Source organism: Bradyrhizobium septentrionale (genome assembly GCF_011516645.4).
GTDB classification, from domain to species: Bacteria; Pseudomonadota; Alphaproteobacteria; order Rhizobiales; family Xanthobacteraceae; genus Bradyrhizobium; species Bradyrhizobium septentrionale.
In genome coordinates, this window is the sequence record NZ_CP088285.1 from 9,185,276 (window position 1) to 9,209,891 (window position 24,616).

At 63.7% G+C, this 24,616-nt stretch carries 27 protein-coding genes and 1 pseudogene; 10 read left to right on the forward strand and 18 right to left on the reverse strand.

Annotated features, from left to right (window positions below; genetic code table 11):
- Window positions 1-49: 49 nt before the first annotated feature.
- Entirely contained in the window at window positions 50-604 is a 555-nt protein-coding gene (locus tag HAP48_RS46170) for an O-acetyl-ADP-ribose deacetylase (protein ID WP_166215786.1), read from the reverse strand.
- Window positions 601-933 (reverse strand): Grx4 family monothiol glutaredoxin, encoded by a 333-nt coding sequence (grxD, locus tag HAP48_RS46175; RefSeq protein ID WP_028336765.1) that lies wholly within the window; start codon window positions 931-933, stop codon window positions 601-603. Before grxD ends, HAP48_RS46170 begins: the two co-directional genes overlap by 4 nt.
- A 295-nt stretch (window positions 934-1,228) precedes the next feature.
- On the opposite strand from grxD, the gene egtB reads away from it, so the two are divergent.
- The 3 genes from egtB to HAP48_RS46190 all read left to right on the forward strand — a co-directional run bounded on the left by egtB (window position 1,229) and on the right by HAP48_RS46190 (window position 3,988).
- A complete protein-coding gene (gene egtB, locus HAP48_RS46180) occupies window positions 1,229-2,482 on the forward strand; it encodes an ergothioneine biosynthesis protein EgtB (RefSeq protein ID WP_175612279.1) in 1,254 nt (417 codons plus the stop codon).
- Window positions 2,483-2,535: 53 nt separating this feature from the next.
- Window positions 2,536-3,504, forward strand: a complete 969-nt coding sequence (egtD, locus tag HAP48_RS46185) for an L-histidine N(alpha)-methyltransferase (protein WP_166206960.1) — start codon at window positions 2,536-2,538, stop codon at window positions 3,502-3,504.
- Between the two features lie 61 nt (window positions 3,505-3,565).
- The gene (locus HAP48_RS46190; RefSeq protein WP_224496856.1) at window positions 3,566-3,988 is read left to right on the forward strand and encodes a DUF4345 domain-containing protein; all 423 of its coding nucleotides are present in this window, start codon (window positions 3,566-3,568) and stop codon (window positions 3,986-3,988) included.
- A 14-nt stretch (window positions 3,989-4,002) separates the two neighbouring features.
- Here the strand turns inward: HAP48_RS46190 and HAP48_RS46195 are convergent, their stop codons facing one another.
- Window positions 4,003-5,184 carry a low temperature requirement protein A gene (locus HAP48_RS46195; RefSeq protein WP_166206963.1) on the reverse strand — a complete coding sequence of 394 codons (1,182 nt, stop codon included), beginning with the start codon at window positions 5,182-5,184 and terminating at the stop codon, window positions 4,003-4,005.
- A 29-nt stretch (window positions 5,185-5,213) separates the two neighbouring features.
- The gene (locus HAP48_RS46200) at window positions 5,214-5,450 is read right to left on the reverse strand and encodes a BolA family protein (protein WP_016843470.1); all 237 of its coding nucleotides are present in this window, start codon (window positions 5,448-5,450) and stop codon (window positions 5,214-5,216) included.
- Between the two features lie 198 nt (window positions 5,451-5,648).
- Here HAP48_RS46200 and HAP48_RS46205 point away from each other — a divergent pair, with 198 nt between their 5' ends.
- A complete protein-coding gene (locus tag HAP48_RS46205; RefSeq protein ID WP_166206966.1) occupies window positions 5,649-6,008 on the forward strand; it encodes a DUF427 domain-containing protein in 360 nt (119 codons plus the stop codon).
- Window positions 6,009-6,111: 103 nt separating this feature from the next.
- Here HAP48_RS46205 and HAP48_RS46210 read toward each other — a convergent pair whose 3' ends face one another.
- Complete coding sequence (locus HAP48_RS46210) at window positions 6,112-6,285, reverse strand: DUF1328 domain-containing protein (RefSeq protein WP_029083837.1); 174 nt, start codon at window positions 6,283-6,285, stop codon at window positions 6,112-6,114.
- Window positions 6,286-6,473: 188 nt separating this feature from the next.
- Here HAP48_RS46210 and HAP48_RS46215 point away from each other — a divergent pair, with 188 nt between their 5' ends.
- Together HAP48_RS46215 and HAP48_RS46220 are read left to right on the forward strand one after the other, a co-directional pair.
- Entirely contained in the window at window positions 6,474-7,658 is a 1,185-nt protein-coding gene (locus HAP48_RS46215) for an acyltransferase family protein (protein WP_166206969.1), read from the forward strand.
- A gap of 194 nt (window positions 7,659-7,852) precedes the next feature.
- Window positions 7,853-8,113, forward strand: coding sequence for a GlsB/YeaQ/YmgE family stress response membrane protein (locus HAP48_RS46220; protein ID WP_166206972.1), 261 nt, complete (start codon window positions 7,853-7,855; stop codon window positions 8,111-8,113).
- A gap of 169 nt (window positions 8,114-8,282) precedes the next feature.
- Here HAP48_RS46220 and purL read toward each other — a convergent pair whose 3' ends face one another.
- Complete coding sequence (gene purL / locus HAP48_RS46225; RefSeq protein WP_166206975.1) at window positions 8,283-10,502, reverse strand: phosphoribosylformylglycinamidine synthase subunit PurL; 2,220 nt, start codon at window positions 10,500-10,502, stop codon at window positions 8,283-8,285.
- Between the two features lie 162 nt (window positions 10,503-10,664).
- Here purL and HAP48_RS46230 point away from each other — a divergent pair, with 162 nt between their 5' ends.
- Both HAP48_RS46230 and HAP48_RS46235 read left to right on the forward strand, forming a co-directional pair.
- A complete protein-coding gene (locus HAP48_RS46230) occupies window positions 10,665-11,144 on the forward strand; it encodes a PaaI family thioesterase (protein WP_166206978.1) in 480 nt (159 codons plus the stop codon).
- A gap of 350 nt (window positions 11,145-11,494) precedes the next feature.
- Window positions 11,495-13,717, forward strand: coding sequence for an alkaline phosphatase family protein (locus HAP48_RS46235; RefSeq protein WP_166206981.1), 2,223 nt, complete (start codon window positions 11,495-11,497; stop codon window positions 13,715-13,717).
- Window positions 13,718-13,799: 82 nt separating this feature from the next.
- Here HAP48_RS46235 and pstS read toward each other — a convergent pair whose 3' ends face one another.
- On the reverse strand, window positions 13,800-14,852 hold the full coding sequence (gene pstS / locus HAP48_RS46240; protein ID WP_166206984.1) for a phosphate ABC transporter substrate-binding protein PstS: 1,053 nt from the start codon (window positions 14,850-14,852) through the stop codon (window positions 13,800-13,802).
- A 236-nt stretch (window positions 14,853-15,088) separates the two neighbouring features.
- Here pstS and HAP48_RS46245 point away from each other — a divergent pair.
- A pseudogene (locus HAP48_RS46245) lies at window positions 15,089-15,976 on the forward strand (DMT family transporter); the annotation flags it as partial.
- A 51-nt stretch (window positions 15,977-16,027) separates the two neighbouring features.
- Here HAP48_RS46245 and tnpC read toward each other — a convergent pair.
- The 10 genes from tnpC to purC form a co-directional block, all read right to left on the reverse strand.
- Window positions 16,028-17,563 (reverse strand): IS66 family transposase, encoded by a 1,536-nt coding sequence (tnpC, locus tag HAP48_RS46250; protein WP_175612385.1) that lies wholly within the window; start codon window positions 17,561-17,563, stop codon window positions 16,028-16,030.
- A gap of 94 nt (window positions 17,564-17,657) precedes the next feature.
- Window positions 17,658-18,005 (reverse strand): IS66 family insertion sequence element accessory protein TnpB, encoded by a 348-nt coding sequence (tnpB, locus tag HAP48_RS46255; protein ID WP_166204419.1) that lies wholly within the window; start codon window positions 18,003-18,005, stop codon window positions 17,658-17,660.
- Window positions 18,002-18,397 (reverse strand): IS66-like element accessory protein TnpA, encoded by a 396-nt coding sequence (gene tnpA, locus HAP48_RS46260; protein ID WP_166204418.1) that lies wholly within the window; start codon window positions 18,395-18,397, stop codon window positions 18,002-18,004. The genes tnpB and tnpA overlap by 4 nt, the downstream gene beginning before the upstream one ends.
- Before the next feature lie 245 nt (window positions 18,398-18,642).
- Window positions 18,643-19,020 (reverse strand): hypothetical protein, encoded by a 378-nt coding sequence (locus HAP48_RS46265; RefSeq protein WP_210292771.1) that lies wholly within the window; start codon window positions 19,018-19,020, stop codon window positions 18,643-18,645.
- Window positions 19,021-19,030: 10 nt separating this feature from the next.
- A complete protein-coding gene (locus HAP48_RS46270; RefSeq protein WP_224496857.1) occupies window positions 19,031-19,861 on the reverse strand; it encodes a tetratricopeptide repeat protein in 831 nt (276 codons plus the stop codon).
- 169 nt (window positions 19,862-20,030) lie between these two features.
- A complete protein-coding gene (locus tag HAP48_RS46275; protein WP_166206987.1) occupies window positions 20,031-20,990 on the reverse strand; it encodes a tripartite tricarboxylate transporter substrate-binding protein in 960 nt (319 codons plus the stop codon).
- Between the two features lie 63 nt (window positions 20,991-21,053).
- Complete coding sequence (purQ, locus tag HAP48_RS46280) at window positions 21,054-21,755, reverse strand: phosphoribosylformylglycinamidine synthase subunit PurQ (protein ID WP_166206990.1); 702 nt, start codon at window positions 21,753-21,755, stop codon at window positions 21,054-21,056.
- Between the two features lie 4 nt (window positions 21,756-21,759).
- The gene (locus HAP48_RS46285; protein WP_338028969.1) at window positions 21,760-22,263 is read right to left on the reverse strand and encodes a hypothetical protein; all 504 of its coding nucleotides are present in this window, start codon (window positions 22,261-22,263) and stop codon (window positions 21,760-21,762) included.
- A gap of 79 nt (window positions 22,264-22,342) precedes the next feature.
- Complete coding sequence (gene purS / locus HAP48_RS46290; protein WP_029083848.1) at window positions 22,343-22,585, reverse strand: phosphoribosylformylglycinamidine synthase subunit PurS; 243 nt, start codon at window positions 22,583-22,585, stop codon at window positions 22,343-22,345.
- Window positions 22,586-22,653: 68 nt separating this feature from the next.
- Window positions 22,654-23,421: a phosphoribosylaminoimidazolesuccinocarboxamide synthase gene (gene purC, locus HAP48_RS46295; protein WP_016843454.1), complete on the reverse strand. Its 768-nt coding sequence runs from the start codon at window positions 23,419-23,421 to the stop codon at window positions 22,654-22,656.
- Window positions 23,422-23,771: 350 nt separating this feature from the next.
- On the opposite strand from purC, the gene HAP48_RS46300 reads away from it, so the two are divergent.
- Window positions 23,772-24,095, forward strand: a complete 324-nt coding sequence (locus HAP48_RS46300; RefSeq protein ID WP_166206993.1) for a DUF1476 domain-containing protein — start codon at window positions 23,772-23,774, stop codon at window positions 24,093-24,095.
- Between the two features lie 18 nt (window positions 24,096-24,113).
- Here HAP48_RS46300 and HAP48_RS46305 read toward each other — a convergent pair whose 3' ends face one another.
- Window positions 24,114-24,503 (reverse strand): hypothetical protein, encoded by a 390-nt coding sequence (locus HAP48_RS46305; protein WP_166206996.1) that lies wholly within the window; start codon window positions 24,501-24,503, stop codon window positions 24,114-24,116.
- Window positions 24,504-24,616 lie beyond the last annotated feature (113 nt).

A 24,616-nucleotide genomic window follows, 5' to 3' on the forward strand; every position in this document is an offset into this window, starting at 1 on the left:
TCGGTTTATCCCTCCCCGGAAATCACGTGGAAGTGTAGCGGCCGTGCCATCAGGCACAAGGGCTGCCAAAGGTGTCTAGAACCTTCTGATGAAGCTCGCCGCTCGGGGCCGAGAAGCAGCAGAAGGTCACCTGCGTGAGGTCGGGTGCCGCCGCCAGGGCGTCGACGACGGCCTTGACCGCGATACCGGCGGCGCGGTCCGGCGGGAAGTGGTAGACGCCGGTCGAGATGGCAGGAAATGCGACCGAGCCGAGACGGTTGGCGTGGCAAAGCTCGATGCCGCGGCGATAGCAGGATGCGAGCAGCGTGTCCTCGTTTTGGGTGCCGCCATTCCACACCGGGCCGACCGCATGGATGACGTGCTTGGCAGGCAGCAGCCGATACCCTTTGGTGATCTTGGCATCACCGGTCTTGCAGCCATGGAGCGTGCGGCATTCGGCGAGGAGCTCCGGGCCCGCGGCGCGATGGATCGCGCCGTCGACGCCGCCACCACCGAGCAGCGACGAATTGGCCGCGTTGACGATGGCGTCAACGCGCAGGGTCGTTATGTCGGTAACGATGACGTCGAGCCGCGCCTTGCCGATCTGGCGCGCGGTCAAGGTCAGGCAGCCACGTCGACCGGGATGCCCTTGTCGGCAAACAGCTGCTGCAATTCACCGGCCTGGAACATCTCGCGGATGATGTCGCAACCGCCGACGAACTCGCCCTTCACATAGAGCTGCGGAATCGTCGGCCAGTTCGAATAGACCTTGATGCCGTCGCGCAGTTCGGCCGACTCGAGAACGTTGAGGCCCTTATAGCCGACACCGATGTGGTCGAGGATCTGCACGACCTGACCGGAAAACCCGCACTGCGGGAATTGCGGCGTGCCCTTCATGAACAGCACGACGTCGTTGGACTTCACTTCGTTGTCGATGAATTGCTCGATGCTCATTTTCGCTTCCTTCGGCGGCGGCGCTCTCAAGCCCTGACGGGCCGGCCCGCCCTTCTAACCCGTGACTGGCTATATATGTAGCTCAAACCATTGTGCATCCAAAGCAAAATGGCGGAAATCTGGCATGCGGCGGGAGCCGGGCGGCGCCCCAAAAAGGGCCGGGATTACCTGACGACCCCAATATCATCATGGGGGGGAGGCTTTTTTCCTGTAACCGAACCCCTATCTAGGACGAACTGTCCGTCTGGAACCAGTTTGCCGAAGCAACGTTCTCCCCTTGAATCGGAGACCATCGTTGACGAAACCAGCCTCTGCCGCGGCCGCCATTCCCGGCGCCTCCCCGTCATTGTCCTCCGAATCCGGGTCGTCAGCCCAGCGCCTGGTGGATGCCTATCGCGCGGTCCGTGACGAGACCGAGCGCCGGGCCGCGCCGCTGTCCGCGGAAGACCAGCTGATCCAGTCGATGCCCGATGCGAGCCCCGCCAAGTGGCACCGCGCCCATACGACCTGGTTCTTCGAGCAGTTTCTGCTCGGCGAGCACGTCAAGGGCTACACGCCCTTCCACCCGGACTACGCCTATCTGTTCAATTCCTATTACGTCAGCGCCGGCCCCCGGCACGCACGCCATCAGCGCGGCCATCTGACCCGCCCGACATCAGACGAAGTCACCGCCTACCGCCGCCATGTCGACACCGAAGTGGTGAAATTCTTCCAGACCGCCGCAGCGGATAAGCTCGAGGCGCTGGTGCCGCTGGTCGAGGTCGGCCTCAATCACGAGCAGCAGCATCAGGAGCTGATGTACACGGACATCCTGCATGCTTTCGCCCAGAACCCGATCCCGCCGGCCTACGATCCGGCCTGGCGCTTCCCGGCGTCGCAGCGCGGCACAGAGGAATGGGTGACGCTGAACGAAGGCATCCACACCGTGGGCCACCCCGACGACAGCTTCCATTTCGACAATGAGAAGCCCGCGCATCGCGCTCTGGTCGGCCCAGTCAAGCTCGCCAGAAATCTCGTCACCAATGCCGACTGGCTCGCCTTCATGAAGGACGGCGGCTATTCCACCGCCACGCTTTGGCTGATGGACGGCTTCGGCGCCGTGAGCAACGAGGGCTGGCAGGCGCCCGGCCACTGGCGCGAGATCGACGGCGAATGGAAGATCATGACGCTGGGCGGCCTGCAGCCGATCGATCCGGCAGCGCCGGTTTGCCATGTCAGCTATTACGAGGCTGACGCCTTCGCCCGCTGGGCCGGCAAGCATCTGCCGACCGAGATGGAATGGGAGGTCGCCGCCCGCGCCGGCCTGCTCAACGATGCCTACGGCATCGTCTGGCAGTGGACCCGCAGCTCGTATTCGCCGTACCCGGGCTATCGCGCGATCGAGGGCGCGCTCGGCGAATACAACGGCAAGTTCATGGTCAACCAGCTGGTGCTGCGCGGCTCGTCGCTGGCGACGCCATCAGGTCATAGCCGTGTCACCTACCGCAACTTCTTCTATCCGCACCATCGCTGGCAATTCACGGGGTTACGCCTCGCCGACTATGCCTGATTGAGTCCTGTCGACATCAATACCGCGCCGGTAAGCGCGTTCGGGAGAGTATCATGAATGTGCATGCCGCCGCTTTGGCCAAAGCGTATCCGTTCGACGAAGCGACCTCGGCGTTTGCCGGCGATGTCATCGGCGATCTCGCTCGTCACCCGAAGCGGCTGTCGCCGAAATATTTCTACGACGCCACCGGCTCGGAGCTGTTCGAGCAGATCACGGTGCTGCCGGAATATTATCCGACGCGCACCGAGCTCGGCATCCTGCGCGACCGCGGCGACGAGATCGCCGCGATCATTCCGGAAGGTGCTGCGCTGGTCGAGTTCGGCGCCGGCGCGACCACCAAGGTGCGCCTGCTGCTCGAGCACTGCGAATTCGGCGCTTACGTGCCAGTCGATATCTCCGGCGATTTCCTCAAGGCCCAGGCCGATGGCCTGCGCAAGGATTTCCCCGGTCTCGGCATCTACCCGGTCGCGGCCGATTTCACCACGCCGTTCGCGCTGCCCGAGGCCGTCGCCGGCATGCCGAAGGTCGGCTTCTTCCCCGGCTCGACGCTCGGCAATTTCGAGCCGAGCGAGGCGTTGGCCTTCCTGCGCAGCGCACGAAAGATCCTCGGCCACGGCGCGCAGATGATCATCGGCGTCGACCTCGAGAAGGACGAACGCGTGCTTTACAACGCCTACAACGACGCGGCCGGCGTCACCGCGCGCTTCAACCTCAATGTGCTGGTGCGGATCAACCGCGAGCTCGGCGGCAATTTCGACCTGTCGGGCTTCACCCACCGCTCGATCTACAACCGCGACCGCCATCGCATCGAGATGCACCTGATCAGCCGCAAGGCGCAGACCGTGCGCATCCTCGGCAACACCTTCGCATTCCGCCCCGGCGAGAGCATTCATACCGAGAACAGCTATAAATACTCGCTCGAGCGTTTCACCGCGCTGGCCCGCAGCGCCGGCTGGACGGTGCGCAACAGCTGGACCGACGCCAACACGATGTTCTCGGTGCACGCACTGGTCGCGGATTAGCCATGTTAATTTTGACGCGTTTTCTTCACGCGAACCGGCATCCACTTCGCTCGAAAACGCTATGAACGCAGGGGATGGGGCAACGACCATGGGCAGGCGTGCGCTGCAGATCGCAACGGGCTTGCTCGCCCTCGTCCCGATCCTGACCGGCATCATCACGATGCTCGGCGTCAGCGATCCGCTCTACGCCTCGTCGGGCGTTCCGGCGCTGCCGGTGCTGGACAGCAATCTGCGCTTCTTCGGCGGGGTCTGGCTTGGTCTCGGCCTCGCGCTGATCTGGCTGGTGCCACGCATCGAGAGCGAGAGCGTGCTGTTCCGCGTGGTCTGGGGCGGCATCTTCCTCGGCGGCGTCGGCCGACTGCTGTCGATCGTGATGGTCGGCGCCCCGCCGATCCCGTTCATCGGCTTCACCGCGCTCGAATTGATCGGCGCGCCGCTGTTCGTCTATTGGCAGCATCTGATAGCAACAGCCGCCCGCAGGTAGCGCAGACCGCGCCCCTACTCCTCACCTTCCGTCGACCGCAGCGAGATCGATTCCCAGGCCGCGACCACGATCATGATCGCGGTGGTGACGAGCGAGAGCAGCAGCGGCGACATGTCGTGAGCAAAATAGGCCGTGATCGCCAGCGCGACGATGCCGACGCCGTGCGAGAGCTGCAGGAAGTTGCGGATCACGAATTTGAACAGGATGGTCCCGACCAGGAACAGCGCGGGGCCGCCGACCGAGCTCACGATGGTGTTCAGATCGGAATGGCCGCCAGGGTGCTTCAGCACCAGTTCGTCGGCGACCGCGGTGAGGATGATGCCGCCGACGATCGGCATGTGCAGATAGGTGTAGGCGATCCGCGCCACGCGGCCGGATTGCTCGGATTTCGAGATCATCTCCGAGCCGGCCTCGGCGCCCTTGTGGAAATAGATCCACCACATCGCGATGCTGCCGACCAGCGCCGAGACGAACGCGGCGACGTTCTCCGGCGTCCAGGTCAATTCGGCGAAGGTCGCGCCATCGACCACGATGGCCTCGCCAAGCGCGATGATGATGAAGCCGGCGCAGCGCTCGGCCATGTGGCCGCCCTCGACCGACCAGGCCTCCATCGACGAGAAGCCGAGCCCAGGGGTCCAGAAGCGGGCGGCCGGCGCGACATATTCGATTGTCAGCGCCGCGATCCACAGCCACATCCGCGTCTCGTGCTCGGCGAAGCCGCCGAGAACCCACAACACGGCCGAACCGGACAGCCAGGTCAGGATGCGGATCGCGTTGTGGCGCACCGCCGTCCGCTGCCGCGGCGTCACCAGCAGCCAGAACGCGGTGCGGCCAACCTGCATCGCCGCATAGGTGCCGGCAAACCACAGCCCGCGCCCCTCGAAGGCGGTCGGTATCGAGGTCGACAGCAACAGCCCGCCGAGCATCAGCACGAACAGCAGCAGGCGGACCGGCGTCAGGTCGGGATTGAGCCAGTTGGTGACCCAGGTGGTGTAGACCCACACCCACCACACCGCGAGGAACAGCAGCGTGACCTGCACCGCCCCCAGCGGGGTGAAGTGGTGCAGCAGCGTATGCGACAGCTGCGTGACGGCGAAGACGAAGACGAGGTCGAAGAACAGCTCGGCATTGGTGACGCGGCTGGGCTGGTTCGGCACGATGACGCGAAACATCGCGCCGCGCGGATTATCTGCCATCGCCTGGGGCCCCGCCCGGTTGCCGGGGACTAGCCTTCCGGCACGCCGGTTTGCAGGGCCAGCGCGTGCAGCACGCCGCCCATCTGGCCCTTCAGCGACTGGTAGACGATCTGGTGCTGCTGGACACGGGACTTGCCGCGGAATGACTCGGATATGACAGTGGCCGCATAGTGGTCGCCGTCGCCGGCCAGATCGCGGATCGTCACCTCGGCATCGGGGATCGCTGCCTTGATCATCGATTCGATATCTCGGGCGTCCATCGGCATCCCAGTCCACCTCCGTCAGGTCGTTCGAATCAGGCCGGCTCGGCCAGGATAAAACCCAGGATAAACCTAAGATAAAACCTAGCGCTTGGGGTCTTCTAGGTCATCCCGGGCACACTATATTCCCATTCCCAGCGATTTAAACCTGCATCAATCGGTCACAAGCCATCACGCCGAAATGACCAGAAGAGGCGCAGAATCATGAAGCTCCCCGGCCCCGACCATCCGATCACGATCACGCCCAATGCCAAGCGCGTCCGCGTCACTGCCGACGGCGTCGTGATCGCCGAGACCACCCATGCGCTGACCCTGAAGGAAGCGAGCTATCCTGCCGTGCAGTATGTCCCCCGGCAGGACGCCAACATGGAGCTGTTGACCCGCACCGAGCGGACCACGCATTGCCCCTATAAGGGCGACGCAAGCTATTTCAGCATCAAGGCCAATGGCAAAACGCTGGACAACGCGATCTGGACCTATGAGGAGCCGTTTCCGGCCATGACCGAGATTGCCGGCCGCCTGGCGTTCTATCCGGACAAGGTGAAGATCGAGGAAGTCGCTTAAGGCCGTCTCGGCTGCCGCAAGCGCCTCGCGCCACCCAGCCTGAAAACGTAAATGCCCGGGCCAGGCCCGGGCATGACGACGGGAGTGTTCGGCCGGATCCCCGCTACGCTCTGAAGATCGTGAGCCCGAGGATCAGGAGCACCAGGAAGATCACGACGAACACATAGAACAGGAAGCGGGCGATATCGGCGGACGCGGCGGAAATGCCGGTGAAGCCCAGCAAGCCCGCGATGATCGATACGACAAGGAAGATCAGCGCCCATTTCAGAAGTGTCATTGCTTATTCCTCATTACCGCGCGTCCGCACGGCTGCCAGTCGTCCCGGTAACGCCCGCTACCGACCACAGTTCCAAGAACGAAACAGCTGAAATGACCGACCTCGACACCAGGGAAGCAAGACAATTGGGCCTTGCTGAATCGAGTTCCCGATTGCAACATCCGGCGGCAGACCCGGCTGAGGGCACCATGAAATCGATTGCTCACGCGGCTCCGGCCGTCGACGTCCAGGCAGCACCGAAGCTCCACAAGCGTAACGTCGCGTTGGACCGTGCGCGCACCTTCCTGACGCTGGTCGTGCTGCTGCATCACGCGGTGATCCCCTACACCCATTTCGGGCACACCGACCCGACATCCTGGATCGGCTTCGACTGCGTGGTGCTCGCCACCGACAGCTTCTTCATGGCGATGTTCTTCTTCCTGTCGGGGCTGTTCGTCTGGCCGGGGCTCGGCCGCAAGCCGTGGCTGATCTTTCTGCGCGACCGGCTGCTGCGGCTCGGCCTGCCGTTCGTGATCTGCGCGGTCACCGTAATTCCAATCGCCTATTACGCGATCGCGCTGCGCGCGAATCCGGAGGAGACCTTCTCCGAATTCTGGCGGAAGACCATGACGTTCGGGCCGTGGCCGAGCGGCCCGATCTGGTTCGTCTATGTCCTGATGACCTTCGACCTGACCGCGAGCCTGCTGTACCGGGTGTCGCCGCATCTGCTCGATCCCATCAACCGTCTCTCGATCATGGGATTCGAACGTCCGTCGAAGTTCTGGCTGTTCCTCGTCGTCGTCAGTGCCGCCGCCTACCTGCCCATGCTGGTCCATTACGGCCAGAACTACTGGTTCGAACTCGGACCGTTTTCGGTGCAGGCGAGCCGCGTGCTGCTGTATGCGTCCTATTTCTTCATTGGAGCGGGGATCGGGGCGGCCAACTTCGAGAACGGCGTGCTCGGCGCGCACGGACGGCTGACCGAGCGGCGCTGGTTCTGGACGGGCATCACGGTGATTCCCTACTGCATGATGTGGGTCATGATCTACATCAAGCGCGGGATCATCGGTAACCCCGATCCGCTGCCGGGCTGGTATCTCGCGATCTACGGCAGCTTCTTCGTGCTGTTCTCAGCCTCGATCCTGTTCGCGATCCTGGCCTACTTCCTGCAATCGAAAGACGGCGGGCCGACGCTGCTCGACCGCATGCAGGGGGATGCCTACGGCATGTTCCTGGTGCACTATCCGATCGTGCTGTGGCTGCAATACTGGCTGTTCGATATGGATCTGCCGGCGATCGCCAAGGCCGCGATCGCGTTCTTCGCCACCGTGGCGCTGAGCTGGGCCGCCACCGCCGTGCTGCGCAAGCTGCCGGGCGCCAATTACGTGCTGTAGCTTCGGCCATGATGCGTGATCGCATCATGGCCTCTCTCGTTGGTGCGCGGCCGGCGCGCATCAGCCGCGGACCCAGTGCGTTGCAGCAGGCCGGTTGTGAACCGGAATTTGCGCGCAACCTGCCTTTGGTCACATGCCGCCGGGCGATTCTCGTTTATGCTCGCCGGACTGATTGACCTCAGGGAGTCCCAGGGATGAACGACCCTCAAGTTGGATGGATCGCCGCCATCATCGTCGGCGGATTGGCCGGCTGGCTCGCCGAGATGTTCATGAAGACCGGAACCGGTATTTTCATGAATATCATCCTCGGCATCGTCGGCGCCGCGCTGGCGAACTGGCTGTTGGGTCTGCTCGGCGTGTCGCTCGGCGGAGGATGGCTCAGCTATCTCATCGCCGGCTTCATCGGCGCCTGCGTGATCATCTTTGCCTGGCGCGCGATCCGCGGTGCGACCTAAAGCATGATCCGGAAAAGTGCGAAGCGGTTTTCCGGAAAGATCATGCTTAAAGAGCGCGCTAGAGCATGATCCGAAGCGATCGTGCTTGAACGAGAAATAGCGCGATGATGGCTTCATCGCGCTATTGGGGTCTTGTTCGCTTGACGTTGCAGCGCCTGGTCCGCCCCGATCAGGCAGCCGTGCTGTGCATGTAGTTCGGCAGCCAGTGCTCGAACGCGCGAGACAGGTTCTCGACCGAGACCTGCGGCTCGCCGGTGACCGCGATCGCATCGCCGCCTGTGGTGCCGATGCGCGCGCAGGGCACGCCGGCCCCCTTCATCTTCGCCAGCACGAGGCCTGCGTCTGCCGCAGGCACCGTGACGATGTAGCGGGCCTGATCCTCGCCGAACCAGTAGGCATGCGGGACAATCGATGACGGCGCCGCGAGGAGCTGCGCGCCGATGCCGCTTGCGATCGCCATCTCGGCGAGCGCGATCAGGAGCCCGCCGTCGGAGACGTCGTGCACCGCGGTCGCAGTGCCGGCGCGGATCATGCCGCGCACCACATCGCCGTTGCGCTTCTCGGTGGCGAGATCGACCGGCGGCGGAGCGCCCTCCTCGCGACCGCAGACGTCGCGCAGATAGACCGACTGGCCGAGCCAGCCTTGGGTATCGCCGACCAGGAGGATCGCCTCGCCCGCTGCCTTGAACGCCAGGGTCGCCGACTTGGTGAAGTCGTCGAGCAGACCGACGCCGCCGATCGAGGGCGTCGGCAGGATGCCGCGGCCGTTGGTCTCGTTGTAGAGCGAGACGTTGCCGGAGACGACCGGGAAATCCAGCGCGCGGCAGGCTTCCGCAATGCCCTTCAGGCAGCCGACGAACTGGCCCATGATCTCGGGGCGTTCAGGATTGCCGAAATTGAGATTGTCGGTGATGGCAAGCGGCCGGCCGCCGACCGCGGTGATGTTGCGCCAGGCTTCGGCGACCGCCTGCTTGCCGCCCTCGAACGGATCGGCCTCGCAATAGCGCGGCGTGACGTCGACGGTGAGCGCGAGGCCCTTGGGTCCGTCCTCGACACGGACCACGGCGGCATCGCCGCCGGGACGCTGCATGGTATTTCCGAGGATGACGTGGTCGTACTGCTCCCACACCCAGCGCTTCGAGCACAGTTCGGGCGTGCCGATCAGCTTTTCCAGCGCCTCGGCGATGCCGAGCGGCGGCTTGACGTCCTGGCCGCGGATCACCGGCAGCGCAGTTGAAGCGACGTGCGGACGGTCATAGACCGGCGCCTCGTCGCCGAGCTCCTTGATCGGCAGATCGGCCATCACGTCGCCGCCATGCTTGACGACGAAGCGCTTGCTCGGCGTGGTGTAGCCGACGATGGCGAAATCGAGCCCCCATTTGCGGAAGATCGCCTCGGCCTCTTGCTCCTTCTCGGGCTTGAGCACCATGAGCATGCGCTCCTGGCTCTCCGAGAGCATCATCTCGTAGGCGCTCATGCCGGTCTCGCGGGTCGGCACCGCGTCGAGGTCGAGGTCGACGCCGAGATCGCCCTTGGCGCCCATCTCGACCGCCGAGCAGGTCAGGCCCGCCGCGCCCATGTCCTGGATCGCGATCACGCAACCCTTTTCCATGATCTCGAGGCAGGCTTCGAGCAGCAGCTTTTCGGCGAAGGGATCGCCGACCTGCACGGTCGGGCGCTTCTCCTCGGAGGCGTCGTCGAACTCGGCCGAGGCCATCGAGGCGCCGTGAATGCCGTCGCGGCCGGTCTTGGAGCCAAGATAGACGATCGGCATGTTCACGCCGGAGGCTGCCGCATAGAAGATCTTGTCGGCATCGGCGAGGCCCACCGCCATCGCGTTGACCAGGATGTTGCCGTCATAGCGAGTGTGGAAGCGGACCTGGCCGCCGACCGTCGGCACGCCGAACGAATTGCCGTAGCCGCCGACGCCCGCCACCACACCAGACACCAGATGCCGGGTCTTGGGATGATCGGGCGCGCCAAAGCTCAGCGCGTTCAGGCAGGCGATCGGGCGCGCGCCCATGGTGAAGACGTCGCGCAGGATGCCGCCGACGCCGGTGGTCGCGCCCTGATAGGGCTCGATGTAGCTCGGGTGGTTGTGGCTCTCCATCTTGAAGACCACCGCCTGGCCGCCGCCGATATCGATCACGCCGGCATTCTCGCCGGGGCCCTGGATCACCCAGGGGGCCTTGGTGGGCAGCCCGCGCAGATGGATCCGGGACGACTTGTACGAGCAATGCTCGTTCCACATGGCCGAGAAGATGCCGAGCTCGGTGAAGGTCGGAACCCGCCCGATCAGCTTGAGGATGCGCTCGTACTCGTCCGGCTTCAGCCCGTGGGCGGCGACGAGTTCGGGGGTGATCTGGGGCTCGTTCTTGGGGGCGTTCATGGGTCCCTTAATAGGTAGATCGAACGGGGGCGAAAAGGCCTTTTACGAGGCATTTTCGGCCTGTCCAGAGCTTTGCGGCTGACGACCGCGGGGTGCGGGATTTGCACAATGGGGATGGATCGGATTTAAGGACGCGAACCCGATAATTGAAGGCTATATTTCGTGAACGAACTCGCCAAAACCGCATTCAACCGCCGCCCTGACCTGCACGTCGAAACCGAGGGCGAATTCGCCGGCTGGCGGACCTGGACCCGGGACAATTTCGAGACCCATACCGGCCCCTTTTACCACCGCATGGACGAAAACGGCCGCATCAGCTGCGCGTTCCGGGTAGGTAAAAAGCACCTCAACGGCTCCGGCAATGTCCATGGCGGCTGCTTCATGACGTTTGCGGATTACTGCCTGTTCGCGCTGGCCGGCTCGGTGCTCCAGGGCCCGGGCGTCACGGTGTCGTTCGCCTCCGAATTCCTCGACGCGGCCCGCGAGGGCGACCTGATCGAATGCACCGGCGAGGTCACCCGCGCCGGCATGTCGCTGATCTTCGTTCGCGGCATGCTGACATCGGCCGAGCGGCCGCTGTTCACCTTCTCCGGCACCATCAAGCGGGTGAAGCGCAAGGCGCCGGCACAGACACCCGCGTGAGGCTCGCCAGAGCCATTTCCGTTCCGATTGAATCGGAACGGGGCTCAATATTTTTATTTTGACGCGTTTTCTTCACGCGAACCGGTACCCACTTCGCTCGAAAACGCTTTCGGTCTGTGGACGCCCGCCGTCATCCGGCCGTTACATCGGCACGGATTGAATCGAAGCTGAGCTCTACTTCGTTGAGTTCACGCGCGTTCTTTGCGTGAAGCAGTCAAACTCCCGTTGTGACACGACGACGCACTGTCGTTGCGTCGTCGCGCGCGCGTCACATGCGCGTCAGCCAAGGCCCTGAAGATTGCTGAACGGTTTCCGTATGTGCATTCGCGCAGCGAGTATGGGGCATTCTCATGAAATTGAAGACGTTTGTTTCCGTCACATCGGCGATGTCGCTTGTCGCATCGCTGGCGTGCGTTGCAACTCCGGCGCGCGCCGGTCAGGACGGCGACAATGGCGATCGCGGTGTCGGCGATTCTCGCGATCATGATCAGGACCATGACGGCGACCATCATGGCCGCAAGCCGCGCGTGGTGATGATCTCGCTCGACGGCGCCAAGCCCGATTTCATCCAGAAATTCATCGAGGAAGGCGTGCTGCCGCGCGACGGCGGCCTCGCCCGGCTCTCACGGCGCGGCGCGGTCGCGCTGCAGAACGTGACGGCGTCGCCGTCACTCACCGCCGTGTCGCATATTGCGATCGCGACCGGCTCGACGGCGGTCCATAACGACATTCCCTCGAACACGTTCGAGCCGATCGTCGGCCCGATCACCGGCAGCATCAGCGGCTTTGCGGCGCCGATCGGCGGCTACAGCGAGAGCCCGCTCGGGCCGTCGCCGCACCCGACGGCGCAACCCCTGTGGGTGCAGCTGCGCCAGCAGGGCAAGAAGGTCATCACGGCGACCTGGCCCGGCGGCGACGGCGCCGACATTTCCATCAACAACACCGTGGTGCAGCCGGCGCAGCCCACCCGCATCACCGACTTCACGGTCCCGTTCGGCGCGTTCGGCGGCATCGGCGCCCAGGGCTTCTCACTGTCGCGCAGCGACTTCACGGCCGATCCCTCCATCGTGGCGGCGCTGCAGGCCGCGGGCCATTTCTCGTTCAGCCCGGTGCTGGTGACCTCGGCCCCGATCGAGACGTTCTCGTGCTCTTCGGCAGCGAGTGCGACCTGCACCGGCGCGTCGACACTCGACGTCAAATATTCGATCCGCGTCGCCGCCATCGACACCATCAACGATCGCAAGGTGAACTACGACACGCTGGTGTTCTTTGACGCCAACCGCGGCATCACCGCAGGACCGTTCCACGCGCCGTCGACCGGGCCGGCTTACGTCAAGTTCGGGGGCGAGAACGCACCGTTCTTCTTCGAAGGCAGCGGGGCGAAGGTTGGTGCTGCGTACTTCGTCTCGGCGCTGTCTCCCGACCTCTCGGTGGTGCGCTTCGCGCGCTACGGCGCCAACTTCATCCCGCGCAACACGCCGGTGCTCGCCGATGTCGACGACATCAACAACAACATCGGATTCTGGCGTCCGCAGGCCGACTTCCGCATTCCGGAGCGGCTGAGCCCCGGCTTCACCAATTTCCCCGACGTCGAGATCGAGACGATGTACGAAGACATGGTGAAGACCTTCGTGCAGTACCAGGCGAATATCGGCGAGCGCGCGATCAAGACGCATCCGGATGCCGACCTGGTGATGGTCTATATCGAGGAGCCCGACGGCTCCGAGCACCAGTTCCTGCTCACCGATCCGCGCCAGGGCACCAATCCGACCGACCCGAATTCGATCGGCGCCAACCAGGACCCCGCCAAGGTCAAGCGATACGCGTCCTACGTCCGCTTCGCCTACCAGGCGGCCGACAGAGCGGTGAAGCAGATTGCCGATGCGGCGGGCCGCGACAGCAACGTGATCGTGGTGTCGGATCACGGCTTCGCGCCGTTCCACACCTCGGTCAATCTCACCAACATCCTGCGCAACGCCGGGATCGACCCCAGCAAGGTCGGGATCCGCACCTCCGGTCCGGCCGCCGACATCTACGTCAATCTGCAGAATCGCGAGCTCGGCGGTACCGTCGATCTGGCGACCTATCGGACCCTGGTGGCGCAGATCACGGATGCGGTGAAGAACGCGGTCGACCCCAATGCGCGCTTCAACTACTCGCTCAAGGACCAGCGTATCTTTACCGTCGTCGAGACCCGGCCGCTGCAATGCGACGCCGGAACCGGACAGTGCCTCAGCAAGACCGTCGGCCAGGATTACGGCGACGTGTTCGCGCTGATGGCGCCCGGCTACAATTTCGACGGCATCCAAAATCCCGGCGTCGCGCGCCAGGGCGACGCGCCGTTCAGCGCGGCAACTACCGCGCTGTCGATGCCGAACTTCTACGGCGCCCACGGTCACGACCCCGAGCTTCCGGTGATGAGCGCAACTTTCATCGCCGCGGGGCCGCAGATCCGCCACGACAGTGTGGTGCGGCACATGCGCAATATCGACGTGGCGCCGACCATCATGCAGATCCTGGGCACGACGCCGCATCAGGTCGATGGTGAGGTGCTGCGCGAGGTCCTGCGCTAGGATTTCAGGAAGATGTCACGCGATAGACGCCAGGCCGGCGTCCATCGCGTGACGGGGCGTTCAGCAATGAACAGATATCGCATCAGCGCTTTCCGGGCACCGATGCCGACGCCGTCAGCGCCTCGAAATTGTGCTGCCAATAGACCTCGATTTGCTCGACCAGCGTGGCCGGCAAGGGAACGTAGTTGAGCAGTTGGGCCTGCGGCTTGCCGCTTTCCAGGGACCAGCGCAGGAAGTCGATCGCGGTCGCCGACCTGTCGGGCGATTTCGGCTGCTTGTGCATCAGCACGAAGGTCGTGGCCGTGATCGGATACGCGTCCTCCCCCGGGGCGTTGGTCAGGACCAGGTAGAAATCCTGCGTCGTTGTCCAGTCCGCGCTGGCCGCCGCGGCCTGGAAGGATGCGGCGTCAGGGGTGACGAAATTGCCGGCGCTGTTCTGCACCAGGCCAAAGGAAATCCGGTCGAGCCGTTGCAACGCATAGGAGTATTCGAGATAGCCGATCGAACCGGGAATCAGGCCGACAAGCGAGGCGACGCCGTCATTGCCTTTGCCGCCGAGCCCGACGGGCCATTCGACCGACGTGCCCTCTCCGACGCTGGCCTTCCACTGCGCGCTGATCTTCGAGAGGTAGTTCGACCAATTGAACGTCGTCCCCGAGCCGTCGATCCGATGCACGACGGTGATCGCCGTGTGCGGCAGCTTCAGATCGGGATTGACGGCTTGAATGGCCGGGTCGTTCCAGTATCTGACCTTGCCGAGATAGATGTCGGCAAGCAGCTGTCCGGTGAATTGCATCTGGCCGGGCTTGACGCCCTCGATGTTGACCACAGGCACGACGCCTCCGATCACGATCGGGAATTGCACCATGCCGAGCTTTTCAAGCTCCTTCGGATCAAGCGGCATATCGCTTGTCCCGAAATCGACGGCCGCCTTCTTGATCAGGCCGACGCCGATGCTCGACCCCACCGACTGATAGCTGACGTCGTTGCCGGTCTTTGCCTTGTAGCCGGCGATCCATTTCGCCATCACGGGCGACACGAAGGTTGAGCCCGCGCCCTTCGTCTCCGCGGCCAGGCATTGCGTTGCGACGACCAGAGCAGTGAAAATGATTGGTAATCTGAAATGCTTCGTCATGCGCTCGAGCGTAGCAGGACGAGCGACAGGCCCGTGTGGGCCAGGTCACAAAACGGTAACATAAGCCGGGAGCGTCGGACCGCTGTCGGAGCGACGCCGGCCTGCCCGCGCCTACGCCCGGCCCGCAAACACCGCGAAGCGGAATATCGGCGCAAATTCAATGCCCTAGCCTTTCGCCCCACCGCCGAGCTACATTCGCTCCGTCGCGCGCCAATGCGCGAAGGGAGCCAATCAAGGTGCCGAAGAGCACAGCGAACACGGGCGGCGTGACGGCTTCCGCGATCACACCTACTCCGTCGACCTCTGCGCCGGGTGCACGCGGCTGGCGCGACTATGCGCTGCTCGTGGCGCTGGCCTGCTGCTGGAGCTCGACCTATCCGCTGACCAAGATCGGGCTCGGCTCGATCCCGCCGGTCACCTTCATCTCGGCCCGCTCGCTGGTCGCCGCAGCCTTCCTGCTCGTGGTGCTGCGGATCCGCGGCATCCGCATCCCGACCGACCTCAAGGCGTGGAAGCTGTTCGCCTTCCAGCAGACCATCAACTCGACGATCCCGTTCCTGGTGATCACCTGGGCGCAGCTCTATGTGCCGGCCTCCAACACCGTGGTGCTGGCCTCGACGACGCCGATCTTCGCCTTCCTGATCACCTGGGCGATCACGCGGCACGAGCCGGCCTCGTTGCTCAAGCTGGTCGGCGCGATCCTCGGCCTCGCCGGGACGGTTGCGATCATCGGCCTCGACGCGCTCTCAGGCTTCGGCAAGGAGATCTTTGCCGAGATCGCGATCCTGCTTGCGACCGTGTCGTTCGCCTGCGCCACGATCTTCGGACTGCGGCTGTCGGACTACGATCCGATGGTGGTCGCGGCCGGCTCGCTGTTGTTCGGCGGCACCGTGCTGCTGCCGGTCGCCCTGATCATCGACCATCCCTGGACGCTGCACCCGACGCCGCAGGCGCTGGTCGCAACCATCGTCATGGGCATCTTCTCCAGCGCGTTCGGGTTGATGCTGTTCTACATGTGCCTCACCCGGCTCGGCACGCTCACCACCAATGCGCAGGGGTATCTGCGGATTCCGATCGGCGTCGCGCTGTCGGTGCTGCTGCTCGGCGAATCCGTGCCGTCGAACCGTACGCATCCGGTCAGCACCCCGGGCAGGCGCGCCGGTCAGCCGTGGCGCTCAGGCGGCAGCCGCTGTGGACTGTTGGGTCGCCTTCCAATTCCACGGGAGCAGGTCGGCGACTTTGTTGACGGGGTGATCTGGAAGCCTGGCCAACACATCCGCGAGCCAGGCTTGCGGATCAACGTCGTTCATCTTGCAGGTTTCGATCAGGGTATAGACGGCGGCGGCGCGATGGCCGCCGGCATCTGAACCGGCGAAGGTCCAATTTCGTCTTCCGACAGCCACACCGCGTAACGCTCGTTCGGCAGCGTTGTTCGAGAGGCAGACGCGACCATCGTCCAGGAAGCGGGTGAACGCCGCCCAACGGTTGAGCAGGTAGTTGATCGCCTTTGCAGTATCGTTGCCTGATGAGAGCAAGGTTCGCTGCTGACGCATCCAGATTTCGAGATCGGCGACGATCGGCCTCGACTTATCACGACGTACCGCAAGCCGCTGTTCCGGCGTTTTGCCGTTGATGGTGCGCTCGATCTCGAAAAGGATATCGATGCGTCGCACGGCCTCGCTGGCAATCGGCGCCTCTCCAGATTTCGCCAAGTCGAAGAACTTTCTGCGGCCGTGGCTCCAACAGGCCGCTTCAAGGATCGGAGCTGGCTTCCTTTGGGCCTTGTAGAGCTGGTTATACCCATCGAAGGCATCGGCCTGCATGAGGCCGACATAGCCGGCAAGATGGCTTTGCGGGTGTTCTCCAGCCCGGTTGCGTGAGTAGTAGAACAGGGCCGCCGGCGGATCCGTGCCGCCAAACGGCCGGTCATCGCGAACATAGGTCCAGATCCGGCCGGTAACCGTCTTGAGCTTGGCCAGCACCGGCACCGTCGTATCGTCGCCGTGGATGCGTTCCGCGCTCATGACGTGGATCCGGATCGCCTCAATGATGGGATCGAGTGCCACCACGCAGGCGCCGATCCGATCCGCCAGGGTCGAGACGTCGATCTCGATCCCTTCGCGGGCATAGGTCTTGCTCTGTCGGTTCAACGGCTGGTGCAGCAGGAACTTGTTGACCAGCACCATCGCCAGCAGGCTCGGCCCGGCAAAGCCTCGCGGGATCGGATGGGAGGGCGCCGGCGCCTCGGTGATTGCCTCACAATCCCGGCAGGAGAACTTTTCGCGGACATGCTCGATAATCTTCCAGCGCCGTGGCTCACATTCCAGGGTCTTCGATACCACCTCGCCGAGCTTGTGCAGTCGCTCGCTGCCGCACTTGCCACATACGCAAGGAGCGGGTTCGACGATGCGTTCGATCGGTAGATTGTCCGGCAACGGACGTCGCGGCGGCCGTGGATTTTGCACGCGCTGCTGTTTGGCGGCTTCCGGCGCTGCGAGCTCGGCCTTGGTTTCCTGCTCAGCCTGGGTCTCTTCAAGATCCTCGATGGCGAGTTCGAGCTGCTCGACCAGCAGCTTGCCGCGCTCAGAAGATTGCCCGAACTGTTCTCGCCGTGCCTTGGCCAGCATCAGCTTCAGCCGCTCGATCTCCAGCCGGCCGACGGTCACCTCGCTCTTCGCCAGCGTCAGCTGCTCGCGCTGCGCAATGATCATCGCGTGTGCTGCGGCAAGGTCGGTGGGAAGCGGATCGGCGGGCGTCGTCACGAGGACGAATCAACCATATTCGTCGCAAAAAATCCCGCTCGATTTAACCGGAAGCCCGTGGACGCCAGGTTGCCTGCGGCATCCGCCAATCAATTCCGGAGAGGAGATAGGATAGCTGCGCAACGCTGATCGTCACAACGCCATCCGCCATTGATGGCCACAAAAAGCGGCCTCGCTCCAGCCGCTTCGTGAACAGACACGCGCCTTGGCCATCATGCCAGATGATCTTGATCAGGTCGCCGCGGCGGCCTCTAAAAACATAGAGATCACCGGCATGCGGATCACGCTTCAAACTCTCCTGGACCAGACGCGCGAGGCTCGGGAAGCCGCGGCGCATATCGGTGTGGCCGGTCGCAAGCCACACCCGCACATTACCCGGTATCGCAATCATCGGCGCTCAAGTACCTCGAGGACCCGCGCCAGCGCTTCTGGATCGACGTGCGAATCCACTCGGATCCGTCGCCGGTTACCGAGGTCGATCTCGATCAATCCAGTACGCGCGGCCACTACAGACCGCCCTCGGCTATCACCCGCAGGTAAGAGCTTCGGAGTTTCCTCCGCCTCCGTGGCGGCGATCTGCACCGGCGCAAAAGACGGTGCGACCTGCTCGGATGTCCGCGCTTGACGACGCCAGGTGAACACCAGGCTGGCCGCTACTCCGTTGCGACGTGCAACCGCTGTCACCTTTGCGCCCGGCGCCAACGTCTCCTCGACAATCCGTGCCTTGTCATCCTGCGACCAACGCCGCCGACGCTCCAGCCCGCCCAAAACCTCGACCCGCATCGCCCGATGACCTTAAAGCTAGACTTAAGGTCACACGCTTGGCGAATTACAGCGTGTCAGACAAGACGGCGCCCGCCGGATGCGTACGTCGAACCTCGTGCTCGGCCTCGTGCTGGTCATGGCCGGCGTCGCCGCGATGACGGTGCCGGCTCAGGTCATCAAGCGGTGGTTGCGAAAGTTCTAGTGGATCGAATCTAACGGATGTGTCCCGGCAATGGCCCATCCAGAACTCTGCCTTGGCGGACCTATGCGTCGATACTCCAGGTGCTCCGATCATCGATCGGATTTGGCAATCTACCGGCAAGGCAATCTGCGAGTGATTGCGGGGAGAACCGGCGATCTCGACACTCGATTACCCACGAAAGAAAGTCGGCAGGTCCGCCATTGAGATACGGCGGTGGCGACACCGGCATGAAGACAGTCGGAAGGCGCTCTGTCAGCGACAGGTAATTGAGAACATGCCCAAGTTCCTGGACCACGCGCCAAGCAAGCGGATCGGAGATATCGATAACGAATTTAACCCACCAAGCCGCGTCGTCGCGTCCTGTCCCGATCCGCCCCTTGATGGCCGGAATTCGGTTCAACAGTGTCGTTAGCGCAATGAATTCCGAATCTTCGCTCAAGGGGCCGCCATTACGTTACGCCCGCCAAGGCTTGGTGCCCTCGCCTTACGGCGGCGATGATCTTATCAGGGCCTGCGATCGAGACGAAGGGTCTGGGGCCGCTCATGCAGACAGCTGCTTCTCGGCGATCGAGAGCCACTCGGCCTGCGCGTCGCGCAGATATTTCGGCGCGCGCCGCATCTGGATCAGGAGCTCGTTGAACACCATGCGCGCCTCGCCGGTGCGGCCGACCAGCTGCAGCAGCAGGCCCGTAGCGGACCCGCGCCTCCGCACCAGGAAAATACTGCGTGACCGCCTGATATTCCTCCAGCGCCTCGTCGAGCCGGCCGATTTCGGCGAGCGAACGGGCATAGAGCAGATGGCCCTCGGCGGACTCGAAATCCGGCCAGCGCTCGCGCAGGGCGTCGAGCGTGGCCAGTGCTTCGGCCGGCTGCTTGCGGGCGAACTGCGCCTGCGCCTTGGCCAGCGCGTAGGCGGGATCGTCGCCCTGTGGCAAGCCCAAGACATGGTCGTAGTGGCTCTCGGCCTCCTCGAAGCGCCCGACATTCTGACACTCGGCGGCAAGCGCCTCGCGGTTGGCGATGGTATCGGATGTCGCGAGCCGGTCCGACAGTTCGCGATAGCGCTTCTCCGGATCGAGCCGGTTGGCGACACGCTTGCGCGCCTGCGCGGCGCCCGGTCCGCCCCACCATTCCGGGATCAACTCGACGACGATATAGGCGAGCGCGCCGATCAGCGGCACCATCAGGATGATGAAGGCCCAGGGCTGCAGGCGCCCGGTGCGCGCGGCGTGATAGATCAGCGAGATGTCGAGCAGCAATATGACCAATGCAACAGGCATTGCGGATCCCCGCGAACCGGACAGTTCATCCAAAACGCCTCCGTCCTAACGTGCCCTTCACGCTGCGACAATCCTCGGTTGTTGCGCCGGCCGCCTTAGCGTGAAGAGATCGTGAAGCGGAAGCCCTTGACGGAACCGGGCAGGTTCATGGCACAGCGGCGCGAAGCCGCTATTTCTTGTCGTCCGCCAGCAGCGTGCGGTATTTCGCGACGTCGCGGGTCACGAGTTGCTGCAGCACCTCGGGCGCGAGCTCGTTGGCGTCGGGCGCAACCGTCGACAAATCGACGAACCGCTTCTTCACCGCCTCGCTCGCGACCGCGGTGCGCGCGGCGGCGTTCAATTTGGCGATGATCTCTGGCGGGGTCCCCTTCGGTGCGAACAGGCCGTTCCAGCCCTGCGCCTCGAACTCGGGCAGACCGGCCTCGGTCGAGGTCGGCAGCTCCGGCAGCGAGGTGAGCCGCATCGTCGAGCCGACCACGACCGCTTTCACGAGCTTGTCGTCGATCGCCTGCGACACCGAGGCCGCGGCATCGCAGACGCCGTCGATCTGGCCGCCGATCGCATCCGTCAGCGCCGGCGCCGCGCCGCGATAGCCGACCAGCTGCACGTCGACGCCGGCGGCATGCACGAAGCTCTTGCAGATCAGATAATTCGAGGAGCCGACGCCGGCATGGCCGAGATTGATCTTGCCCGGATTCTTCCTGGCGTAGTCGATGAATTCCTTGAGGTCCTTGGCCGGAAAATCCTTGCGCAGCGCGACGATGCCGAAAGTCTTGGCGACCACCGCGATCGGCGCGAAGGAGTCGGGCGTGAACGGCAGCTTTGGATAGATCGTGTAGGTCGCAGCGTTGGTGCCGGCATTGCCGATCGCGATGGTGTAGCCGTCCGGCTCGGCGCGCGCCGCGCGGGTCAGCGCGGTCGAACCGCCGGCGCCGCCGACATTCTCGATGATGATGGTCTGGCCGAGCGCTGCGCCCATCTGGTCGGCCACCGCGCGGGCGATCACATCTGAGGTGCCGCCTGCCGCGAACGGCACGATCATCGTGATCGGGCGTTTTGGGAAGTCCTGGGCGTGTGCCGCCGTCGCAAGCAACAGCGCGGCGGCCGCCGCGAACCACCGTCCGAGCATATTATTTTGACGCGTTTTCTTCACGCGAACCGGCCCCCACTTCGCTCGAAAACGCTATGACTATCACGCCGCCTTTTCGAACTGCTGGACCAGGCCCGCGAACAGGCCGCGGCCGTCGGTGCAGCCCATGATCTCTTCGACGTGGTTCTCCGGATGCGGCATCATGCCGAGCACGTTGCCGCGCTCGTTGACGATGCCCGCGATCGAATGCGCGGCGCCGTTGAAGTTCGAGGCCTCGTCGACCACGCCATCGGCAGAGCAGTAGCGGTAGAGCACCCGCCCGTCGCCTTCGAGCCGCTTCAACGTCTCCTCGTCGGCCTCGTAATTGCCCTCGCCATGCGCCACCGGCACTCGGATCACCTGGCCGGCATTGTAGCCGCGGGTGAACGGCGTGTCGGAGCGTTCGACCTTCATGTGTACGTCGCGGCAGACGAATTTCAGCCCGGCATTGCGCATCAGCACGCCCGGCAGCAGCCCGGACTCGCAGAGGATCTGAAAGCCGTTGCAGACGCCGAGCACGAGCCCGCCCTTGGCAGCGAAGTCGCGCACCGCGTCCATCACGGGCGCGCGCGCCGCGATCGCGCCGCAGCGCAGATAGTCGCCATAGGAGAAGCCGCCGGGCACCACCACGAGGTCGGTGCCTTTGGGCAGCGCGGTCTCGGCATGCCAGACCATCGCGGTCTCATTGCCGGAGGCGAGCTTCAGCGCGCGCGCCATGTCGCGCTCGCGGTTGATGCCAGGGAAGACGAGGACGGCTGATTTCATCGGATCACCGGATTTTCGACGCTAGTGCAACCATGAATTTTGCGTAGTTGTCATTGCTGGCCTTCTCGTCGCGCGCCGAACTGATCAGGCTGGCAGAGGCTCGCGCACCGAACAGCAAGCCATTGACTTGATACTCGCTGGCACCGTTGGGCGTCACCGTCAGGCGCCGTGCCCGAAACATTCGCGGCACCGCAGTGCCCTTGTCGCCATCGACACCGATAATCGTGATGCGCTGTCCCGGCGTTCGTTGCTGCAGCGCCTTGATGATCTGGTCCTGGCTGTCACGGAACTGCTCCAGGGTCATCGGATTGTCGGCAGCATAGAGCCGATAGCTGACCTTGGACCCCGCACCGCAGCTCGCTTGCTCACAGTGGAAGATGTGCCTGTCAGGACCGCTGCGCTCGTAGCGCCAGCCGCTCACCGCAACCGGCGGCGGTTGTGTCGCGGTGGCGGCAGGCGCCGGCTTCGGTTGAGCCGACGCAGCGCCGATGCCGGCAGCCGTCAGCACAGCAAGCAGGAACGATCGGACCAACGCGCGATTGCTGCCGGAAAAGGCGGGAGCGGCTGTTATCATTTGGCTCGCTCGGTTAGCTGAGAACCTCGACCCGGTAGTTCTCGATCACGGTATTCGCCAGGAGCTTGTCGGCGGCGGCCTTCAGCGCCGCCTCCGCCTTGGCCTTGTCGGTCGCGGCGAGCTCGATGTCGAACACCTTGCCCTGGCGGACGCTGGCGACGCCGTCGACGCCGAGCGATTTCAGCGCGCCCTCGATCGCCTTGCCCTGCGGATCGAGGATGCCCGACTTCAATGTCACAGTCACACGTGCCTTCACGGTCGCCCTCCTAAAGCTTGAGCATGATCTTGTTCCGAAAACCGGTTCCCACTTTTCGGGATCATGCTCTAGCTCTTCACCAGCACCGGGCCGCTGCCGGCCGGCCGCTCGTTCTCGATCAGGATGCCGAGGCGTTTTGCCACTTCGGTATAGGCTTCGAGCAAGCCACCCAGGTCCCGGCGGAAGCGATCCTTGTCGAGCTTCTCGTTCGACTTGATGTCCCACAGCCGGCAAGAGTCCGGCGAGATCTCGTCGGCGACGATGATCCGCATCATCTCGTTCTCGAACAGCCGCCCGCACTCCATCTTGAAGTCGACGAGGCGGATGCCGATGCCAAGGAAGAGGCCGGTCAGGAAGTCGTTGACGCGGATGGCAAGCGCCATGATGTCGTCGATCTCCTGCGGCGTGGCCCAGCCGAAGGCAGTGATGTGCTCTTCCGACACCATGGGGTCGTTGAGCTGGTCGTTCTTGTAATAAAACTCGATGATCGAGCGCGGCAGCTGGGTGCCCTCCTCGATCCCGAGCCGCTGCGACAGCGAGCCGGCGGCGACGTTGCGCACCACCACCTCGAGCGGCACGATCTCGACCTCGCGAATCAGCTGCTCGCGCATGTTGAGACGGCGGATGAAGTGGGTCGGCACCCCGATGTCGTTGAGGTGCTGAAACAGGTACTCCGAAATCCGGTTGTTGAGGACGCCCTTGCCCTCGATCACCTGGTGTTTCTTGGCATTGAACGCGGTCGCGTCATCCTTGAAGTGCTGGATCAGGGTTCCCGGCTCCGGGCCTTCATACAGGACCTTGGCCTTGCCTTCATAAATGCGGCGTCGACGGCTCATTGGGATGTACCGTGTTTTGTTGAAATCCATGGATTTGGGTGCTCCGGATAACTTGGGGTTACGACCCACGACGGAGCTGCCGCGGAGGCCTGGAACCTGGGCAATCCAACTGGAAACAGAACAAGAACCATGCCTGTTCGCAACCTATCTGATTGGGCCATCCAGCACAATCGATACCGCCCCGTTGGGGGCACTTATACCGCGCTATCATAAAGGGCCGATTCCGCCTGTTTTGCCTGCGGCTTAACGGCTCGTTGTCTTGCCGATTCCTCCCCCCTATCTAGGCAGGGACCAGGGCTGCCGCAACGCGCGGCGGCCCTTCATTCAGCAAGGGAACTGGAACTTCAGCCATGAACGAATTCAACAAGCGCGAGGAAGGTTTCGAGAAGAAGTTCGCCCTCGACGAGGAGCAGAAGTTCAAGGCTGAGGCGCGCCGGAACAAGCTGCTGGGCCTGTGGGCCGCCGAGAAGCTCGGCATCTCCGGCGACGCCGCCAGTGCCTACGCCAAGGAAGTGGTGGCCGCCGATTTCGAGGAAGCCGGCGACAATGACGTGCTGCACAAGGTTCTAAAGGACCTCACCGCCAAGGGCCAGGCCGTCACCGAGCGCGACGTCCGCACCAAGATGGACGAGCTATTGGCCGTGGCAGCGGCCCAGGTAAAGGCGGGAACCTGAATTGGGCTCCCGCAACTTCTATTTCAGCGTGATCTGAAGGCTCATCGACCCGTTGACGTTGAAGCCTTCCTGCTGCTGACCACCGTACTGCCGGCCGAGATTGACGTTGATCGATTCAAGCCGGCAGTCCCTGGCGATCGCATCGCGCAGCAGGTCACATTCGCGCGCCGCCATTTCGTAGACGACGCGGCGCGCACGGTCGCGCAGCTTTTGCGCCTCCTCGCCGTCACCGCTCGGCCCCGGCATGAACAGATTGACCGAGCTCTGAACCCGCACCGATCCGGCCTGACCGGCGAGACCAGTCGGCTGCTCGACAAATCTCAATTGCCCCGGAGCCTGAGCGAAGGCAGGAGCCGTCAGCAGCAGCAGGCCGACGGTGACGGGGAGAAGGCGCGCAGGCGACGTCATGACGAATTCCTTGCACTGACCGCGAATGTGGCCCGGTTCATAACCACCTTCAGTTGCAACATACCAAATCGCGATCGCGGAAAACCGCTCTGCCGTTTCATCTGATGTTAACG

Coding starts and splice junctions, on each gene's coding strand:
- grxD (WP_028336765.1), bottom strand. CDS start 933: ATGAGCATCGAGCAATTCATCGACAACGAAGTGAAGTCCAACGACGTC.
- egtD (WP_166206960.1), top strand. CDS start 2,536: ATGAATGTGCATGCCGCCGCTTTGGCCAAAGCGTATCCGTTCGACGAA.
- HAP48_RS46190 (WP_224496856.1), top strand. CDS start 3,566: ATGAACGCAGGGGATGGGGCAACGACCATGGGCAGGCGTGCGCTGCAG.
- HAP48_RS46195 (WP_166206963.1), bottom strand. CDS start 5,184: ATGGCAGATAATCCGCGCGGCGCGATGTTTCGCGTCATCGTGCCGAAC.
- HAP48_RS46200 (WP_016843470.1), bottom strand. CDS start 5,450: ATGCCGATGGACGCCCGAGATATCGAATCGATGATCAAGGCAGCGATC.
- HAP48_RS46205 (WP_166206966.1), top strand. CDS start 5,649: ATGAAGCTCCCCGGCCCCGACCATCCGATCACGATCACGCCCAATGCC.
- HAP48_RS46210 (WP_029083837.1), bottom strand. CDS start 6,285: ATGACACTTCTGAAATGGGCGCTGATCTTCCTTGTCGTATCGATCATC.
- HAP48_RS46215 (WP_166206969.1), top strand. CDS start 6,474: ATGAAATCGATTGCTCACGCGGCTCCGGCCGTCGACGTCCAGGCAGCA.
- HAP48_RS46220 (WP_166206972.1), top strand. CDS start 7,853: ATGAACGACCCTCAAGTTGGATGGATCGCCGCCATCATCGTCGGCGGA.
- purL (WP_166206975.1), bottom strand. CDS start 10,502: ATGAACGCCCCCAAGAACGAGCCCCAGATCACCCCCGAACTCGTCGCC.
- HAP48_RS46235 (WP_166206981.1), top strand. CDS start 11,495: ATGAAATTGAAGACGTTTGTTTCCGTCACATCGGCGATGTCGCTTGTC.
- pstS (WP_166206984.1), bottom strand. CDS start 14,852: ATGACGAAGCATTTCAGATTACCAATCATTTTCACTGCTCTGGTCGTC.
- tnpC (WP_175612385.1), bottom strand. CDS start 17,563: ATGATCATTGCGCAGCGCGAGCAGCTGACGCTGGCGAAGAGCGAGGTG.
- tnpB (WP_166204419.1), bottom strand. CDS start 18,005: ATGATTGCGATACCGGGTAATGTGCGGGTGTGGCTTGCGACCGGCCAC.
- tnpA (WP_166204418.1), bottom strand. CDS start 18,397: ATGCGGGTCGAGGTTTTGGGCGGGCTGGAGCGTCGGCGGCGTTGGTCG.
- HAP48_RS46270 (WP_224496857.1), bottom strand. CDS start 19,861: ATGCCTGTTGCATTGGTCATATTGCTGCTCGACATCTCGCTGATCTAT.
- HAP48_RS46275 (WP_166206987.1), bottom strand. CDS start 20,990: ATGCTCGGACGGTGGTTCGCGGCGGCCGCCGCGCTGTTGCTTGCGACG.
- purQ (WP_166206990.1), bottom strand. CDS start 21,755: ATGAAATCAGCCGTCCTCGTCTTCCCTGGCATCAACCGCGAGCGCGAC.
- purC (WP_016843454.1), bottom strand. CDS start 23,421: ATGAGCCGTCGACGCCGCATTTATGAAGGCAAGGCCAAGGTCCTGTAT.
- HAP48_RS46300 (WP_166206993.1), top strand. CDS start 23,772: ATGAACGAATTCAACAAGCGCGAGGAAGGTTTCGAGAAGAAGTTCGCC.
- HAP48_RS46305 (WP_166206996.1), bottom strand. CDS start 24,503: ATGACGTCGCCTGCGCGCCTTCTCCCCGTCACCGTCGGCCTGCTGCTG.